18 protein-coding genes are annotated in these 15558 nt (G+C 47.0%); 7 read left to right on the top strand and 11 right to left on the bottom strand.

Translation table 11 applies throughout. The features are described from left to right. From ACFSB2_RS17780 to ACFSB2_RS17760, 5 genes are all read left to right on the top strand, one after another. On the top strand, positions 1-237 hold a 237-nt coding region (locus tag ACFSB2_RS17780; RefSeq protein WP_377944451.1), incomplete at its 5' end, for an RNA-guided endonuclease InsQ/TnpB family protein. Between the two features lie 625 nt (positions 238-862). Beyond that, positions 863-1615, top strand: a complete 753-nt coding sequence (locus ACFSB2_RS17775; RefSeq protein ID WP_377944450.1) for a DeoR/GlpR family DNA-binding transcription regulator — start codon at positions 863-865, stop codon at positions 1613-1615. A 32-nt stretch (positions 1616-1647) separates the two neighbouring features. Next, positions 1648-2979 carry a four-carbon acid sugar kinase family protein gene (locus ACFSB2_RS17770; RefSeq protein ID WP_377944449.1) on the top strand — a complete coding sequence of 444 codons (1332 nt, stop codon included), beginning with the start codon at positions 1648-1650 and terminating at the stop codon, positions 2977-2979. Then, complete coding sequence (gene pdxA / locus ACFSB2_RS17765) at positions 2979-3989, top strand: 4-hydroxythreonine-4-phosphate dehydrogenase PdxA (protein WP_377944448.1); 1011 nt, start codon at positions 2979-2981, stop codon at positions 3987-3989. Before ACFSB2_RS17770 ends, pdxA begins: the two co-directional genes overlap by 1 nt. 113 nt (positions 3990-4102) lie before the next feature. Then, on the top strand, positions 4103-5086 hold the full coding sequence (locus ACFSB2_RS17760) for a 2-keto-3-deoxygluconate permease (protein ID WP_377944447.1): 984 nt from the start codon (positions 4103-4105) through the stop codon (positions 5084-5086). An 80-nt stretch (positions 5087-5166) separates the two neighbouring features. On the opposite strand, the gene desA is transcribed toward ACFSB2_RS17760, so the two are convergent. Then, positions 5167-6258: a Delta(5) desaturase DesA gene (gene desA, locus ACFSB2_RS17755; RefSeq protein ID WP_377944446.1), complete on the bottom strand. Its 1092-nt coding sequence runs from the start codon at positions 6256-6258 to the stop codon at positions 5167-5169. 260 nt (positions 6259-6518) lie between these two features. Beyond that, positions 6519-6722, bottom strand: coding sequence for a cold-inducible protein YdjO-related protein (locus tag ACFSB2_RS17750; RefSeq protein ID WP_377944445.1), 204 nt, complete (start codon positions 6720-6722; stop codon positions 6519-6521). Between the two features lie 456 nt (positions 6723-7178). On the opposite strand from ACFSB2_RS17750, the gene ACFSB2_RS17745 reads away from it, so the two are divergent. Continuing rightward, positions 7179-7469: a hypothetical protein gene (locus ACFSB2_RS17745; protein ID WP_377944444.1), complete on the top strand. Its 291-nt coding sequence runs from the start codon at positions 7179-7181 to the stop codon at positions 7467-7469. Positions 7470-7615: 146 nt separating this feature from the next. Here ACFSB2_RS17745 and ACFSB2_RS17740 read toward each other — a convergent pair whose 3' ends face one another. Both ACFSB2_RS17740 and ACFSB2_RS17735 read right to left on the bottom strand, forming a co-directional pair. Beyond that, entirely contained in the window at positions 7616-8170 is a 555-nt protein-coding gene (locus ACFSB2_RS17740; RefSeq protein ID WP_377944443.1) for a hypothetical protein, read from the bottom strand. Between the two features lie 229 nt (positions 8171-8399). Continuing rightward, positions 8400-8726: a hypothetical protein gene (locus ACFSB2_RS17735; protein ID WP_377944442.1), complete on the bottom strand. Its 327-nt coding sequence runs from the start codon at positions 8724-8726 to the stop codon at positions 8400-8402. A gap of 121 nt (positions 8727-8847) precedes the next feature. Between ACFSB2_RS17735 and ACFSB2_RS17730 the strand changes: the two genes are divergently transcribed. Further along, the gene (locus ACFSB2_RS17730) at positions 8848-9126 is read left to right on the top strand and encodes a DUF3892 domain-containing protein (RefSeq protein ID WP_377944441.1); all 279 of its coding nucleotides are present in this window, start codon (positions 8848-8850) and stop codon (positions 9124-9126) included. Positions 9127-9451: 325 nt separating this feature from the next. Here the strand turns inward: ACFSB2_RS17730 and ACFSB2_RS17725 are convergent, their stop codons facing one another. From ACFSB2_RS17725 to ACFSB2_RS17695, 7 genes are all read right to left on the bottom strand, one after another. Beyond that, positions 9452-10039 (bottom strand): DUF998 domain-containing protein, encoded by a 588-nt coding sequence (locus tag ACFSB2_RS17725; protein ID WP_377944440.1) that lies wholly within the window; start codon positions 10037-10039, stop codon positions 9452-9454. Between the two features lie 98 nt (positions 10040-10137). Continuing rightward, positions 10138-10584: a hypothetical protein gene (locus ACFSB2_RS17720; protein ID WP_377944439.1), complete on the bottom strand. Its 447-nt coding sequence runs from the start codon at positions 10582-10584 to the stop codon at positions 10138-10140. An 85-nt stretch (positions 10585-10669) separates the two neighbouring features. Next, positions 10670-11383: a class I SAM-dependent DNA methyltransferase gene (locus ACFSB2_RS17715; protein WP_377944438.1), complete on the bottom strand. Its 714-nt coding sequence runs from the start codon at positions 11381-11383 to the stop codon at positions 10670-10672. A 130-nt stretch (positions 11384-11513) separates the two neighbouring features. Further along, positions 11514-12119 (bottom strand): response regulator transcription factor, encoded by a 606-nt coding sequence (locus ACFSB2_RS17710; protein ID WP_377944437.1) that lies wholly within the window; start codon positions 12117-12119, stop codon positions 11514-11516. Positions 12120-12125: 6 nt separating this feature from the next. Continuing rightward, entirely contained in the window at positions 12126-13292 is a 1167-nt protein-coding gene (locus ACFSB2_RS17705; protein WP_377944436.1) for a sensor histidine kinase, read from the bottom strand. Between the two features lie 54 nt (positions 13293-13346). Beyond that, on the bottom strand, positions 13347-14153 hold the full coding sequence (locus ACFSB2_RS17700) for an ABC transporter permease (protein ID WP_377944435.1): 807 nt from the start codon (positions 14151-14153) through the stop codon (positions 13347-13349). 2 nt (positions 14154-14155) lie between these two features. After that, positions 14156-15067 carry an ABC transporter ATP-binding protein gene (locus ACFSB2_RS17695; RefSeq protein ID WP_377944434.1) on the bottom strand — a complete coding sequence of 304 codons (912 nt, stop codon included), beginning with the start codon at positions 15065-15067 and terminating at the stop codon, positions 14156-14158. Positions 15068-15558: the final 491 nt, after the last annotated feature.

Here is a 15558-nt window from a genome sequence, read left to right as displayed (position 1 = left end):
AAGAGCATCGTTGATGCGTCATGGAATCAACTCGTCACATTCACCGCGTACAAAGCGGAAGAAGCTGGTCGTGGTGTTGTGCTGGTTGATCCCAAGAACACAAGTCAACGTTGCTCAAACTGCGGTGAAATGGTACCGAAGAAGCTCTCTGAACGTACCCACCATTGCGAACACTGCGGATACGTTCAGGACAGAGATATCAACGCCGCAAAAAACATTTTGAAGCGTGCAATATAGCGTTACTGGTTGGCTTGGACTGAGCCTTCAGGACATAACGTAGGCGGGTTGCGCCATGCGTGTTCTGAGAAGCCCCTGCCTTTAGGCATGGGGAGTGGTCACGCTATCCGGAACTTCGAGTATTGTGCCGATGGTGTCCATGATGCCCTTGGACTCATACGAATGAAGCGTGGTATCGGATTCTAGTCCAAGTTATATGACAGCCTTCTATGCATGGCTCAATACTTTGCGAAGAAAGCATATTTCCTAAATTCGGACTGAAATGTACTTGCTTTGACCCGCAAATGTGGAATTAAGTCTTTCTGTAGAATAAGCCCGAGCCGCCTCACCCAAGAGGGGGGGCAGTTTGGCGTGCGCTCGGACTCTTTTTCAAACCGCCTTGCCACGCTCACCGCATTCCGCCTCTCCATTCCAGGCATTTCACACAGTGATCACCGTACCCATCTAGACATCCGTATCTATTTCTAATTTCACCTCTCGGTGCCGTGTTTTCCAATATATATGCATCGTTCGCCTGCTTTGGGCGAACATAATACGAATAAAGCTTTACAATCTGTATGATGTCTTGTACAATCTAAACTGAATTCGTTTTCTGCAATCGTATTCAGTTTGTGGGGTGTCAGAAATGGTGACGATTAAGGACATTGCTTCCTTAGCCAACACTTCGACATCTACCGTGTCACGTGTGTTGAATGGGATGTCTATTCGAGATCAAGCATTAGCGGAGCGAATCCGTGAAATTGCTCAGGAAATGGATTATCAACCGAATGCTGCGGGCAGAAACTTGAGAATGGGCACGGATGAGGAGTTTGGACCTGTCTTCGATGTCCGCTCTCAACAGGACTTACAGTCAAAGCGGGCGATAGCGGAGCGAGCAGCCCAATTCATCGAGTCGTCTGATTTGATTGTATTGGACTCTGGTTCCACGGTTGGTCAACTTGCATATCATCTGCCGACGAACATGCTCGTGTACACCAATTCTTTGGCCGTGTTGCAACCTGCTGCGCGACGTGGCGCCCACGTACATTTGTCGCCGGGATTGTATGTTCCGGCCATGGCAGCTGTATTCGGGGAGGAGACAGAGGACTATTTTCGTCAACGTCACTTTACGAAATATTTTTTGTCGTCGGCACGGGTAGACGTTCGAACAGGACTTTTCAATGTAAATCCTACGACCTACAGCGTCAAGCGAGTCATGATGGAGCAGACCCGTACAAAGGTGCTGATGGTTCATCATGACAAGTTTTGCGATGCCGGTTTGGCATCCTATGCACCGTTAAATGCAATTGATGTGCTCGTCACGGATTTTATACCTGATTCTTTTCGCGAAGCGATCGCAAAAAGTGGTGTTCAAGTCATTGAAACAAAGCGCCCTTGAACGATTCGAAGTGAACGGAAGGGAGGATTTATGTGGCGAAGAGACGAGAAATTTACATGGTTGCGGATGATTTTACTGGATCCGCTGATACAGCCAATTATTTTTGCATTGGCGGACGGAAAGTGCGTGTCAGTTTCGATTTGGAAAAGCCCTGGGACTTTTCTCGAAATGAACAAGTCGTACAAGTGTTTGACACAGAGAGTCGCGCAATTGCATCTGATGCGGCAAGGAAGAGAATATATGACGCCAGTCAGCAGTTGGTGCATCATGGTGTGTCTCATGCCGCATTGTATAAAAAGGTCGATTCGACCATGCGTGGACACATTGGCGCCGAGATCGAAGCGCTATTGCTAGGTAGTGGACGTCAGATTGCGTTGTTGGCCCCAGCATTTCCGGCAAATGGTCGCACGATCTTGAATGGAAAGTTGTTTATCGACGGAATTGGCGTCAGCCAAACGGCATTTTCAAAAGATCCGCACAGTCCGATTACTCAAGATGACGTCACCGGAATTGTTCAGCAAACGACCCAAGTGCCGACCTCTCTCATGGATTTATCGGTGATTCACAGCGGTGTTGATGCGATTGAACATTTCTTGGCCGACGTGGGAGAAACGAATGTCGTCATTGTGGCCGATGCACAAACCGATGAGGATTTGGCCGTGATCGCGAGCGTCATTGCCAATGACGAAAGGATCCTGCCATGTGGTTCCGCTGGATTGGCGAGACAACTCGCGCCGATTTGGTGCAGCCCGGATATCGAGCATCAACCCGGCGATTTGTTAGATGAACTACCTGCTTGTGAACGAGTTGTGGTCGCGGTCGGGAGCGCCAATCCGGTTGCAGCTGAACAATTGGCGTACGTTCGATCCCGATGCCAATCGTCAGAAGTGGTCATGTCTCCGCCAAAATTGGCGCAGTCGAGTACGCGATCGCTTGCGTTCGAACAAGCGATGCATGAGATAGCGGAGATTGACAATCAAATACTGACCGTCAGTTTTTCAAAGGAACGAGCGGTACGCAGTGATTCGATTCCTGGCACGTTTGAGCGCGATTTAGCGACAGTGGTTCATCGCTATTTGGAGATGCTAAAAGCGAACGATGAGATACCAGTTGGGCTTGTGGCAACGGGTGGGGATACTGCTTTTGCATTGTGCCAGGCGCTGTCTGCCAAGGCGTTTTGGCCGCAAGGGGAGCTTGTTCCTGGCATGCCTTGGAGTTGGTTGGAAACTGAATTGGGTATGTTCCCAATCGTTTCGAAAGCTGGTGGATTTGGCACCGTTGATGCGCTACATACTGCGGTGACCGCGTTGATTGGACAAGGGCTTCCGAATACAGCAAAAGTTCAATTTGGAGATGAGTCATGATGAAAAAGCCAACAGTTGCGATGACGATGGGAGATCCAGCTGGAATCGGTCCGGAAATTTCGGTTCAAGCTGCGGTCAATTCGAAAGTGACTGACAGGGTGAACACGTTGATCATTGGGGACGCCACTCGCCTGCAGAAGGCTATTGATATATTGGCGGAAAAAGGAAAAATGACCGTCAAACCAGAGATTCGCCCCATCAACACGATTCAAGAGGCGAGATTTGAGCAGGGTGTGATTGAAGTCATCGACCTGCACAACGTCCCCAACGACTTGCCTTGGGGTGAGTTGAGTGCAATCGCTGGACAGTGCGCATTTGATTATCTGAACAAGGCTGTTCAACTGGCTGTGCAAAAGGAAATCGACGCAATTTGCACAGCGCCGCTGAATAAAGAGGCGTGGAAGTTGGCGGGCGTGAAATATCCAGGACATACAGAAGCGCTCGCTGAGCTTTCAGGCGCGCCGGGATCGGCCATGATGTTGGTCAACGCAGGGCTGCGGGTTGTTCATGTGACGACACACGTGAGTCTCAAAAAAGCGATTGAAATGGCAACGAAAGAGCGCGTGCTTGGCCGCATTCGCTTGACCGCGCAATCCTTATCGCAATTTGGCGTACCCAATCCCAAAATTGCCGTGGCCGGGTTAAATCCGCACGCCGGAGAAGGTGGATTGTTTGGCGACGAGGAGGCACAGGAATTGATACCGGCCATTGAGCAGGCTCGCGCTGAAGGATATCAAGTCACAGGGCCATTGCCGCCAGATTCCGTATTCTCGCGTGCAGCGTCCGGCGAGTTTGATGTCGTCATCGCCATGTATCACGACCAGGGACATATCGCCATCAAGATGCTTGGTTTTGACACAGGGATCAACGTGACCCTGGGGTTGCCCATCCTTCGTACTTCTGTCGATCACGGTACCGCATTCGACATCGCAGGCAAAGGGATCGCCCGGGATCAAAGCATGATTGCTGCGATGATGGTTGCTGCAGACTTTCTTCAAGGCAGGCAATAGATTTTGCCTGCTCTGGGGCGGAAGGTGAGTCCCGCCCCAGATATTTGGGGGAGAATGTAAGCGCTTGGCCGCTGCCATCATTCTTAAATTTCTAATGTGAGGAGACAACTACGATGCGCATAAAACGAACAATTGACAGAATTCCCGGCGGCATGATGCTCATTCCACTGCTGATTGGCGCAGTGATTCGCACCATTTTCCCGCAATTAGCCGATAACACCGTGTTCCAGTCTTCGTTTTCGGGCGGTCTGATGACGGGTTCTTCGGCCCTGCTTGCTGCATTTTACATTTGCTTGGGCTCGACCATCGAGTTTAAAGCAGCCGGTTATATTTTAAAGAAAGGTTTCGCGTTGTGGATCGGCAAGATCGCACTGGCGGCCATTATTGGTCTACTGATTAAGTTCCTTGCGCCGGATCAAAATCACATGTTTTTGGGCCTCTCCGCATTGGCCATTGTCGCGGCCTTCTCAGATTCAAATGGCGGTATGTATATGGCCTTGATGGGGCAATTTAGCAAACGTCCAGAGGATGTCGCGGCATATTCCATCATGTCTCTGGAATCAGGTCCTTTCTTCACGATGCTCATTTTAGGCGTCGCTGGACTGGCTACATTCCCAGTGATGGGCTTTGTATTCGCTCTGCTGCCACTTATTATTGGCATGATTCTCGGCAACTTGGACGTCGATATGAAGAAGTTTCTCGGTCAAGGTCAAGGTGTATTGATTCCGATGTTTGCACTTGCACTCGGCTTTGGGATCAATCTCAAGAATGTCGTCACGGCTGGCATGTCTGGTGTGTTGCTCGGTTTAGCTGTCGTCGTGATAACCGGTATCGTGTTGTTCTTGTTGGATAAATTGACGGGTGGCTCTGGACTTGCTGGTATGGCCGCTGCTACAACGGCAGGCAATGCCGCAGCTGTTCCAGTTGCGGTCGCTGCATTATATGCTGGCTATAAGGGGATTGCTGCAACAGCTACCGTTCAAGTCGCAGCAGCAGTCATCGTCACATCCATTCTCGTGCCGATTATCACAGCATGGTATTCGAAGCGGGTGGAGCGCAGGGAAAAAGCTGTTGCAAAACAACATATGACAACCTGACATATCGGTGATTCATGCGATTTCTAAGCTGGTTTAGCCTCGAGGGCTAAACCAGCTTTTTGTCGCAATTATCTTATACGTCAACGTACCATGATGCGCAATAAACGAACGGCTACTCGGATGAATAAATCCGAAACATATGAGGTTTTTTCTTTTAACAGGAATTTTATTTCTTCAAAATCATTAAATCCCTCAAATCCCACAAATTTATTCTGCTGTTCATCCCATAGCCGGTAGCGGAGAGAACGTAAACTAGTTTGCAAACCAATCGTTGGCGCATTCTGAAAGGACGGATTTCCTTCATGAACACGCTGCAGATTATAATTCGGAATTCGGGGACCTAAATGGTGAATATGATGAAACCCGATATTGCCTGTCATCCATTGTAAAATTCTCGGCAATTTATAGAATGAACTACCGTGCAAGGCCGCACGCACATAGTCCCATTTCTCTGATTCTTCAAAATAAGTATTCTCAAATTGATGTTGCACATAAAACAACCAAATGCCTACCACACCAGCAACATAAAGGATCGGGCCTTCCACAAAAAGAACGCTTTTCCAACCCAATATAAAACAAAGCCCTGTTAATATCACGGCTAGCGTAAAATTGGTGACATGGGTATTCAGGCGCTCCTTTTTTCCAGCACCTTTCCTGTTTAACCTGTATTGATTTAAAAATAGATGGATGGGTCCAAAGCCAAACATCACAATGGGATTCCGATAAAGTCGATAAATGATACGCCATAATGGAGCCATTTCAGCATATTCATTCACCGTCACCATCCACATATCGCCGGTACCTCTTCGAGCTAAATCGCTGCTTGTCGCGTGATGAACAGAATGTTCGTACTTCCACTGATGGTACGGAAAAAAGGTCAGAATCCCGGTTATAATCCCCACCATCTCATTCGCCTTTCGACTTTTAAAGAAAGAATGGTGACAGCAGTCATGAAATATGATGAAGATCCGTATAAAAAACCCTGAAGCTAAGACGGCGAGAGGGATGGTTATCCAAAGTGAAATGGAAAAACTGAAATAGGCTAGAACCCACAGTCCCAAGAAGGGCACTACTGTGTTGGTGAGTTGCCATATACTTTTTCTTGTATTCGCTTTTTGAAAAGGGGCAATGTCATTTCTCCAATTGTTGTGTTCGCCAGAAGTGTTTATCATCATCAACCTTTCTTATTTTGAAGTGAGAAAAAATTTTAATACTTAACTTAAAAGATTTTTTTGAAAATAGACCGCCATGCGTGATACATCCCGCACCAGCAAAATCATGAAAATATCAGTCAATCGAGACATCACGGATGGCGCACGCGCAGGTATCGACTTTATTTTCAGGATAAAGTGAATTGGATGGAGAGTGGCAAAACAACCTTTGGTTGCGACATGAGGTAAATTGGATAGGATATCAAAACCGTTTAAATGGTTTATTCTACACGAATGGATTTTTCTTCTTGATTCATCCTACTCTTACATATGGGGCAATGGGGCTCATCGACGTACACAAATTCTTTTCTTGACCAACAATTACATCTCGAACACTGCCAGATGACCGTTTCAGCGTATACGTGTTCAGAAGTTGGTTTTTTCCTATTGTTAAAGTAACTCACTGAGATACCACCTCCCGCCATTCTACGTACTGAACTCCAGCCCTGAAATGAGACGAGGTACTCAAAAGAAATCGTCCTTTAGAAGGATATATGACGCTTCAAAAGAACAGTCCCACTATTCACAACAACTTATGCAACACTTGCTATCTGCGGACCTTTTGAACCATCCCCTGAATAAAACCAAACGCGCTATAGGTGCTCCAGGAGGATAGTGATTGTTCAAAAGTAGATGAGCCGTTCTTTTTCTGCACTCACAGTGAGGCGCGAAAAAAACGGCTCAATATGTTTACATTTTAAAGAAACAGTTTCCTACATAAGGATCATACACCTGTTGAGTTGCAAATGTCAAGGAACCATGAAATTCCTTATCATTGCTTCGTTTAGAATTCGTATTCGCGTCAACGTACAAATTTGCTTGATGATCCCAACAAAAAAGCGGGTTTATATCGTCAATGTCGATAGATGGAGGGAGCAGGGTTGGAAATTATCACGGATTACATGTTAGTATATAACTCAGAGGAGGCGACACATATCAACAAACAAGCAGAGCTTTTGAAGAAGGCTATTGAGGAACGATGGAATGGCAAGGTTTATCCCAATGAGTGTTCAACTGCTGAATATGACATTCATCGGGGATTTAAAATATCTACTGCGTCAAAACGTGGTGGCTGTATATGGACACACTGTGACATTGAGGTACTCAGGGATATGGAGATTCTAATTTGGACGAATGCCGAAAATGCATACAAACGGCTGAATCATGAATGACATATGTACTTCAACAGGGATAGTGTAACCCGTTCCTATATACAATCGCGGCGTTTTCAGAAGGGGATTAGCTGCTGGCAGCGCTGAGATCGAAAACAGCCCCGCTATGTGAGGGCTGTTTATGTTGAAAATCAACTTACTCGACTTCACCGGGGGGCCTTAAGTGCTGGACCCCATGGTGCATAACCGGACTCGCCTGCAATTGCAGGTTGTCGAGTCAACCCGACTTTCTGCGCATATTGATTTACGATGTTGATGACATCTAAGTGGTGTAACTGCCCTAGTGAGGCAGATGCTTCATTTCTAAGCTTCGGCCTTATCGGGTACATCGTGATTGGCTGAACGGTTCCTTTCCTTACAGGCACTTCAAACACCACATTTTCATTATGTCCATTGGCAACGCAAATGGCAGTGACTACGCCTAAATCCTTAAAACGAGGATCAACGTTCACGTTCAGAGGCACATTCCATACACCGTTTGCGTCTGTCAGTCCAGTAGTTAGGACATTGCCACTCCTGTCGGCAATAATTAGCCGAGCTCCCTGAAGAGATTTGAAGTTCTCTGCTGATACAACTCGGAACTCCACATTGGCGCTGACTGACGATGTTTGAGCATACGTTTTAGGTACATGGATAACAGTTCCTATACAGGCGATAGTACAAAGTAAGGTGACGCAGAATAGCACTTTGATTTTCTGCACGATAAACCCCCTTTCCTCACCTGTATAATGATCATTTTTGCGCTTTGTCATGCGTATTGTGTCATGACCTCCAACTCCGATGACTTGACTGCAATGTTGCTGGGAAATCTCAAATACTTCATCACCGTCAGGGCTTCTTTGTCTTGCATTAGATGTCATCCTAGTTCGGGAATATGCAGTGAATCGGGTTTGGTCACTGGAAAAATAAAACCCGCTGAAGCGGGTTAAATCAATCCCATTTAAATTTGTCTAAAATGAGTCGTTTTAAAGCTTCCTCATCATTAACACTTTCGGATCCCTTAACACCCCAAACAGGTTTGCTGTAATTCTCAATCTCGCTCGTCGTCACATAAATTTGTTTATCATGGATGACAAATTCCCATCCATCACCCTTTTCTGTTAAGGTGGCATGGATGTTGTAATTTTCTTTTAATTCAACGACGCACCGTTCGATGATTTGCCCAATTCGCGCTATCCTATCTTTCTCTGCATTTATAGCTTTATCTTTGGCTTTGATTCTACCAGCGATTTCTTTCATCCAATCTTTATCGTCCATCTTTATCACGCTCCTTATCATCAATTCTTCTAGCTCGAGAAATTTCCTTTATTTTTCTATAAAATTCTGAAGGTTTATGTATCATTGGTGTGGAAATATACATCAAGGAAAGGATGGAGATATGGGTCGTTATCAGATCATCGCAGTACACGCCGATAACCCAAAAACGCATGAAAGCCTCATTTCAAAAGTGAAACTAAGAGTGAAAGAGGGGGAGCGGGTATATTCGGTATCTGACATTATTCGTCTTATCAAAGAGGGTCATGATTTCTTTTATATCGATGCTGGACGAGTAGCGCGTGTGACTTTTGTGAATACCACAGCACAGCGCAAGGCCTACATCACGACTTATCCAAATGATTCAAGATTAAACAATTTGGTACACCTAGATAAATTTTAGTGCAATTTATCCACAGGTAGCCTGTGTGCGCTGTGGATTATTTTCTGATGATTAGAAAAGTTACGTCTGTTGTTGAGCTTAGTAGCACGCGTATTTTGAACAAGGGTGTGGGATTGGGAAAATAATCACATATGGAATTGGTGAAAAATAAAACAATATTTAGAAAATTAGTTGAGGAAATCAACAGCACCAGGTGACATACAACAACAGACGGGATGTTTTTCAGGGTTCAATTCCAACCGCTTTTGTGTGCATGCAAATACAGCGTCTTCACAGAGAGCCGTAGACCGGAGAAAGCAGTGAGACAGTGAGGACGCGGATCCATTCAGAAGTCTGCTGGCGTTCTTGTGGCTTTGCCTCTCATCCCGACTGCTAATACAAACATCCACAGCAAAATGAAGAACAGGAAGAGACGCTCGGCCAATCCGCCCCGGTGAGGCATCTTCTCCATGGCGAGAAGGGCAAGGATTGCGAGGATCGAGAGCGTCAACGCGACACCTTTCAGCGATTTTAAGATGCGGGTCCGTGACAGGCTCTGCGACAGGATCAGTTCACCAGCAGCTGCGGCTATGAATGCGATGAAGGCGAACAGGATGTGAAGTTCCCCATGCCACGTGTGCGTGGGCGCCACCTTGGGATCATCCAGTATGTCGGTGTTGAAGAAGGCCAGCAGGAAGGAGCAGACGCTCCATATTGCAAGAAAGACCAGTCCGACTCTCACCGCTCCTGACTTAGGAAAGATTTGTGAGAGAGCGAGGGCCATCAGAAAGGACAGTATTCCTCGAACTATAAAGTTGATGTTCATGATAAACCCGTATGGTCCAACGGCAAGGTCACTTTCCGCCTGACGAATGGGGCTGTAATACGGCGGCAGCATTTGTACGATGATGTCGAGAATAGATACACAATGCACCCGATGATGACCGGCAGGCTGTACATCCGGGCTCTTTTCAGCGTTGACTCCGAAAGATCTACAGGACTTTCCTCCTCATTCGTCTTGCCTTTGACATCCTATTGTCGAACATTCGCGCGCCGTTTGCTAAGGACGGCCATGCGTGATCGCAGGATCGCCAGTCGTTCTTCCACCGTTAACAGCGGAAAGCAGGTGACCCGTACATAAAACTCTCCTTCCCGTCGCGCTTTGTCTTCCTGAAAATCTGTGATGAGATCATGCAGGATTTCCTGACCGACGGAAGTGAAATGGTACAGATGTTTGTCTGGCTTCCCTTCCTGACGAATCACCTCCCGCTCTACAACGCCCATTTCCTCAAAGCGTTTGAGTGATGGATACCGTTTACTGTTCGTCATCTGGTAGGGTTGCAGAAAGGAAGCGTGATCGCGATGAAGATTGTCGCAGCCGGAGCGTCGATTGGGACGGGCTTGAAGCAAGAAGCGGTCGGCGGTAGCACAGCATAAGTATTCAGTGTTCTGCCACTGGGGCCCATGTTCTTCAGGCAACGGGCGGGTTACCCCCAGTGGATGGCCGATGCAAAAAAATGATAAATAGGTGATGTGTACCTTCTTACCAAGGGGAGAGGGGGGATCAAGGCAGCGTCCTTTTATCGTCGGTCGAACGTAACGCCTGAGCGACTTGCCCCATAGCCCAAGGATGTTCCACCACCCAGTAGCCGTAGTAGATCGTTGTCTGTAGATCTTGGCTTTCCCACCCAGGTGCGTGACGGTACGTCAGAGGCCGAAGTCCAGACGTCTCTATCGCGGCAGCGGTTTCGGAAAACGTCCAGAAGAACATCCGGATATCAGCCTGCCCACCAGCCACATCAAGCCAGTGTGCATCGTGAAAGGGCAATTCCGGACGGCGCTCGTTGATGGTGAAGTAGAAGCGACCGCCGTGAGCAAGGGCTGCAGCCACGTTGCCGATGACTTGCACCAGATTCTCACAGAAGTCGAAACATCCGTTTGCCACTATCACGTCGAACTTTCCGAGTTCAGTAGGTATTGACTGGTGGAAGTCATGCATGAGGTAGGTGCCGGAAGGACGTTTTAGCCGCGCCGCGTTGACCATGGCGGTCGATATATCGAACCCGACGACCTCCACGTCCAATGGCAGTGCACTTGTCAAGTGTCCAGGCCCACAACCGAGATCGAGTACACGCTGTCCAGCATGCACGTTCTCCGCGAGGAACGCTCGCACGGAAGCTTGAAAGTGAGTCAGAGGGGGCGTAACTTCCTCGTAGACTTCGGCGATGCCGTCGTACAGTTGCGCTACTTTTAGCTTGTCGTTCTGTGCAGAATTCACTATGGTACCTCACCTCTACGGTGTCGCTGGGCCGTTTCTTTTATTGACCAACCTGCCTTTATTGTACATGAAAACGTAATCGTTGATTTGGGGGATGCCTATATTTTAGAAAGATTTATGATTCACCCAATTATAACCAACCCTTCTGGCTGGCAATGTGAACAGCTTCGGTACGATTGCGTGCATCAAGCTTCTGTATAGCGGAAGATAAGTGGTTGCGAACGGTTCCTTCGGAAAGATGTAGTATGCGTGCGACCTTCGCGTTGCTTGACCCATTGGCCGCAACGCTCAGAACAGATTGTTCTCGATCCGTCAACGGGTTTCGCCCCGCACTTAAAGCTGCAGTTGCAAGCTCTGGGTCAATCACTCGTTCTCCTGCCATGACACGCCGGATCGCGATGGCTAACTCAGAGGCCGGTGTATCCTTCACGAGAAAACCGACAACCCCACTTTCCATCGCCTTTCTCAGATATCCAGGACGTCCGAAGGTGGTTAAAATAATGATTCGACAATCAGAAACGGTTTCGTGGAGACTCGCTGCCGCAGTAAGTCCGTCGCCGCCTGGCATTTCGATGTCGAGGAGCGCAATATCTGGTTGCGTTGCGAGTGCACATTCAACGATTTGATCAGCGCGTGAGACTTCAGAGACAATTTCGATGTCCTCTTCCAGTGTGAGCAGTGCACTGAGTGCACCTCTGACCATCGCCTGATCTTCTGCCAACAACACACGAATCATAAAATCCTACTCCTTAAGAACTTTGGCATTGATGGGAATGGAAATATCCAAACAGAAATAGTCATCTGTACGGCGATCTACGTGAAATTTACCATGCACAGCCATCACACGGTCCGAAATACCAGCCAACCCGCTTCCACCAGAAATAGACGGTGACTGAGTCAAAGTACTGCCTGGTATGCAACCATCATTGACGATTCGAGCCCTGATCTCGTCATTCACGTACGCTATACCGATATGACAATAGGTAGCTTTCGCGTGGCGGATAACGTTCGTAACGGCTTCCCGTACCGCCCAGGCTAATACAGCATTGATTTGTATGGGGATTGATTCTCCTGCGTATTCTATCTCACAGTCGACCCCAGCCGCCGCGAGCATTTCCTTTGCACCCTCTAATTCTTCCAATAAAGTCGGTTGGCGATAATTGAGTACTACCTGTCTCACTTCGCGCAGGGCTTCGCGCGCCGTCGATTCAATGTCTTGAATTTCTCTTCGAGCATGATCGGGTGCTGTATCGAGAAGTCGACTGGTCAGATCACTTTTCAGTGCGATCAACGATAAGCTATGTCCGAGTAAATCATGGAGATCACGCGCGAAACGCAGCCGTTCCGCAGAAATTGCTTCGGCAGCGGCGAAATCGGCAATTCGAGCCCTTGCTTCACGAAGTTCGAAAATGGTCGATCCCATCCGAACCAATCCCATCATCATAAAGCCAAGTCCAAAGTTGACAAATACAACGATAGCTATCGTTTGAAAACCGGCATCCACAGATGCTCCGACGATGAAAGCAATCAGCGCGATCACAGTGATCGCCCACGGCGCACGCCGCATCGGAAGTCTAAGGCCACAAGCGGTTCCAATATAATAGAACAAATCTATCCATGCACTTCCAAAGATGGTGGTCATGCAAACGGAAAACAACATCATGGCTACGAGAAAACCGAGATCAATCCGGTCGGATGTATCCATTTGCGGGCGTTTTTGACAAACAAGAACGACATACACGAGAAGATAAAGTGTCAATAAACCAAGACCGAGTATCGTTCGCGCTATGTTGTTTTGAGCGGAAAACAATTGCTGCACGGGCGACAGTGCAAAAATCACCCAAATTAAGATGAACGTCCGCTCAAAGACAGGAGGGAGGCCGAAATACGATGATCGTCTGTCCAACATTCGTGCCTCTCTTTCTTTTCTATGACCATAGTATCTGCAGTTTTCGTGTACTATTCAACCGAATTTTTGCCCTTGGTCTCGGCGGTATACAAGAATAGACATAGCCAAGAAGGCAATTGTGTATATCGTGATCCAACCAAGATTCGTCCATATAGATCGATCAGTATGTGCTCCTAAAGCAGTCCAACCAAGTTCTGCAACATTATATGACGGGAGATAGGGTGCCACTTGTTGAATAAACTTCGGAAGCATTTGTAACGGAATGAATAATCCAGATGCGAACGATAACGGCAAGAAAATGAGATTCGCGACAATGGTTGCCGACGTGGGACCGGACACATACCCTAAAAAGAATCCAAGCGTGACAAATGGGAAGAGTCCGATGAGTAGTAGTCCTGTCAACTGGCACCACGAGGAAAATGCCATATGTATGTGCCCAACTACATCACCGAACATCAAGAAAGCCACGAGTGTAATCAGTTCAAAAAAGAGCGCCATCGCAATTTTACCGCTAAAAAACGTCCAAGTCCGCATGGGTGTTGTCTTTAGAAGTTGATTCCAACCAGTACCACGTTCAACGGCGATGGAAGCGCTAAAGGAGGACATCGCTACAGACATGACAGCATATGTTCCAAATGATGCCATCATGAACATACCATTGTTAATACCTAATTGCTGAACATTCTTAAAAGGCATACCGAACATCGCGAAAAATGCAATCGGGAATAACAACGTCGGTAGAGAAAACATAGGCATTCGGAATAATTTCAGGATTTCTGAGCGCACATAATACGCCCAAAGTGAGCACCATCTGCCGATACTTTCACGCTTTGATGGTTGTGTTGCACCGATTTCAATCATATTTAGCTCTCCTCGGTTCGATTGCTCGTAAGTGTAACGAACGCTTCTTCCAATCCAACACTGTTTACTTCCAAATCTTTAATGTCGACTCCCCAAGCGAAAAGTTGTTGAAGGACTTGTTCAGGATGAAATGTCCGAAATGAAATCAGATCATCCTTGCTCTTGACGTGATGGACACCCACAAGATTTGACAGCACACCATCTTTCAAGTTTGATGAATGAAAGCGTACGAACTTGCCATTTACTTGCGACTTAATGGCAGATGGTGTGCCTTGAGCGATAATCTTGCCGTGATTGATTACAATGACTCGGTTTGCGAGCGCGTCTGCTTCTTCAAGATAGTGGGTCGTAAGCACGATTGTTTTTCCGAGACTGGACATGCTTTCAACCTGTTCCCAAAATAGCCGTCGAGATTCGACATCCATGGCAACAGTCGGTTCATCAAGAAATAAAAGAGCGGCATCAGCTACAACGCAAAGCGCAAAGTACAGGCGTTGGCGCTCGCCGCCTGAGAGTTTACCAACGCGACTGTTCGCTTTCGATTCTAAAGCGGAAGCTTTCAATGCTTCTTCTACAGTCTTTCGACTCATATAGAGTCGTTTGAACAGTTCAATCACTTCACGAACATGAAGTGTATCAGGCACTTTTGATTCCTGGAGCATGGATGCCACGTATCTGTGACTTGCTGGTGTTCGCGGATCTTCTCCAAACAATGTGATATCCCCGTACGTCGGTTTCCGAAGCCCCAACATGAGCGAGATGGCAGTCGTTTTGCCTGCACCATTCGGTCCCAACAGTGCGACGATTTCCCCCTTATTTACGGTAAAGCTGACATCGTTTAGAGCGGTTACCTCTCCGAAGTGTTTTGATACATTTCTCAGCATAACGGCTGTATCATCATGGCTTTTATTCACCATAAGAAGAACCTCCCAGATTTGTGTAATTACGTTTTATGTTGCTATTTATCGGCCGTCAGCAGCATACGCATACACTAGCAACAAATAGTTAGCGCCGGAAGTGACATTCTATCGGATATAAATATGACAAATGTCATGCCTTTTTGAGGCGGTTTTTAAGTGAATATCTGACCATGAACACGTCACTTTGGTCCTTGAATGGTAAACTTTTTTATATGGAGAAGCTGTTTCGATTCCATCACTTACGGTTGCTAAACTGGGGGAACTTCAGGACTAATGAATTCGAGCTGCATCTTATTGGGAGCGAAGTAATTACAACTAGTATGTTGACACAGCAATATCGGAAATAGGGATTTGTCAGGAGAGAACTGGATGGAACACTTCTGGATCGAGAAAAATCTCTTCTGTTTTTTATTGAGCATCTGGACAGAATAGCGACAGAAGCACTATTTTCTTCAATATAGTAGTACAATCGTTAAGCGTGATAC

The sequence above is a fragment of the Alicyclobacillus fodiniaquatilis genome, from assembly GCF_042678105.1.
GTDB classification, from domain to species: domain Bacteria; phylum Bacillota; class Bacilli; order Alicyclobacillales; family Alicyclobacillaceae; genus Alicyclobacillus; species Alicyclobacillus fodiniaquatilis.
The sequence above is the reverse complement of the archived record's forward strand: the minus strand, read 5'-3'. Positions and strand labels throughout refer to the sequence as shown.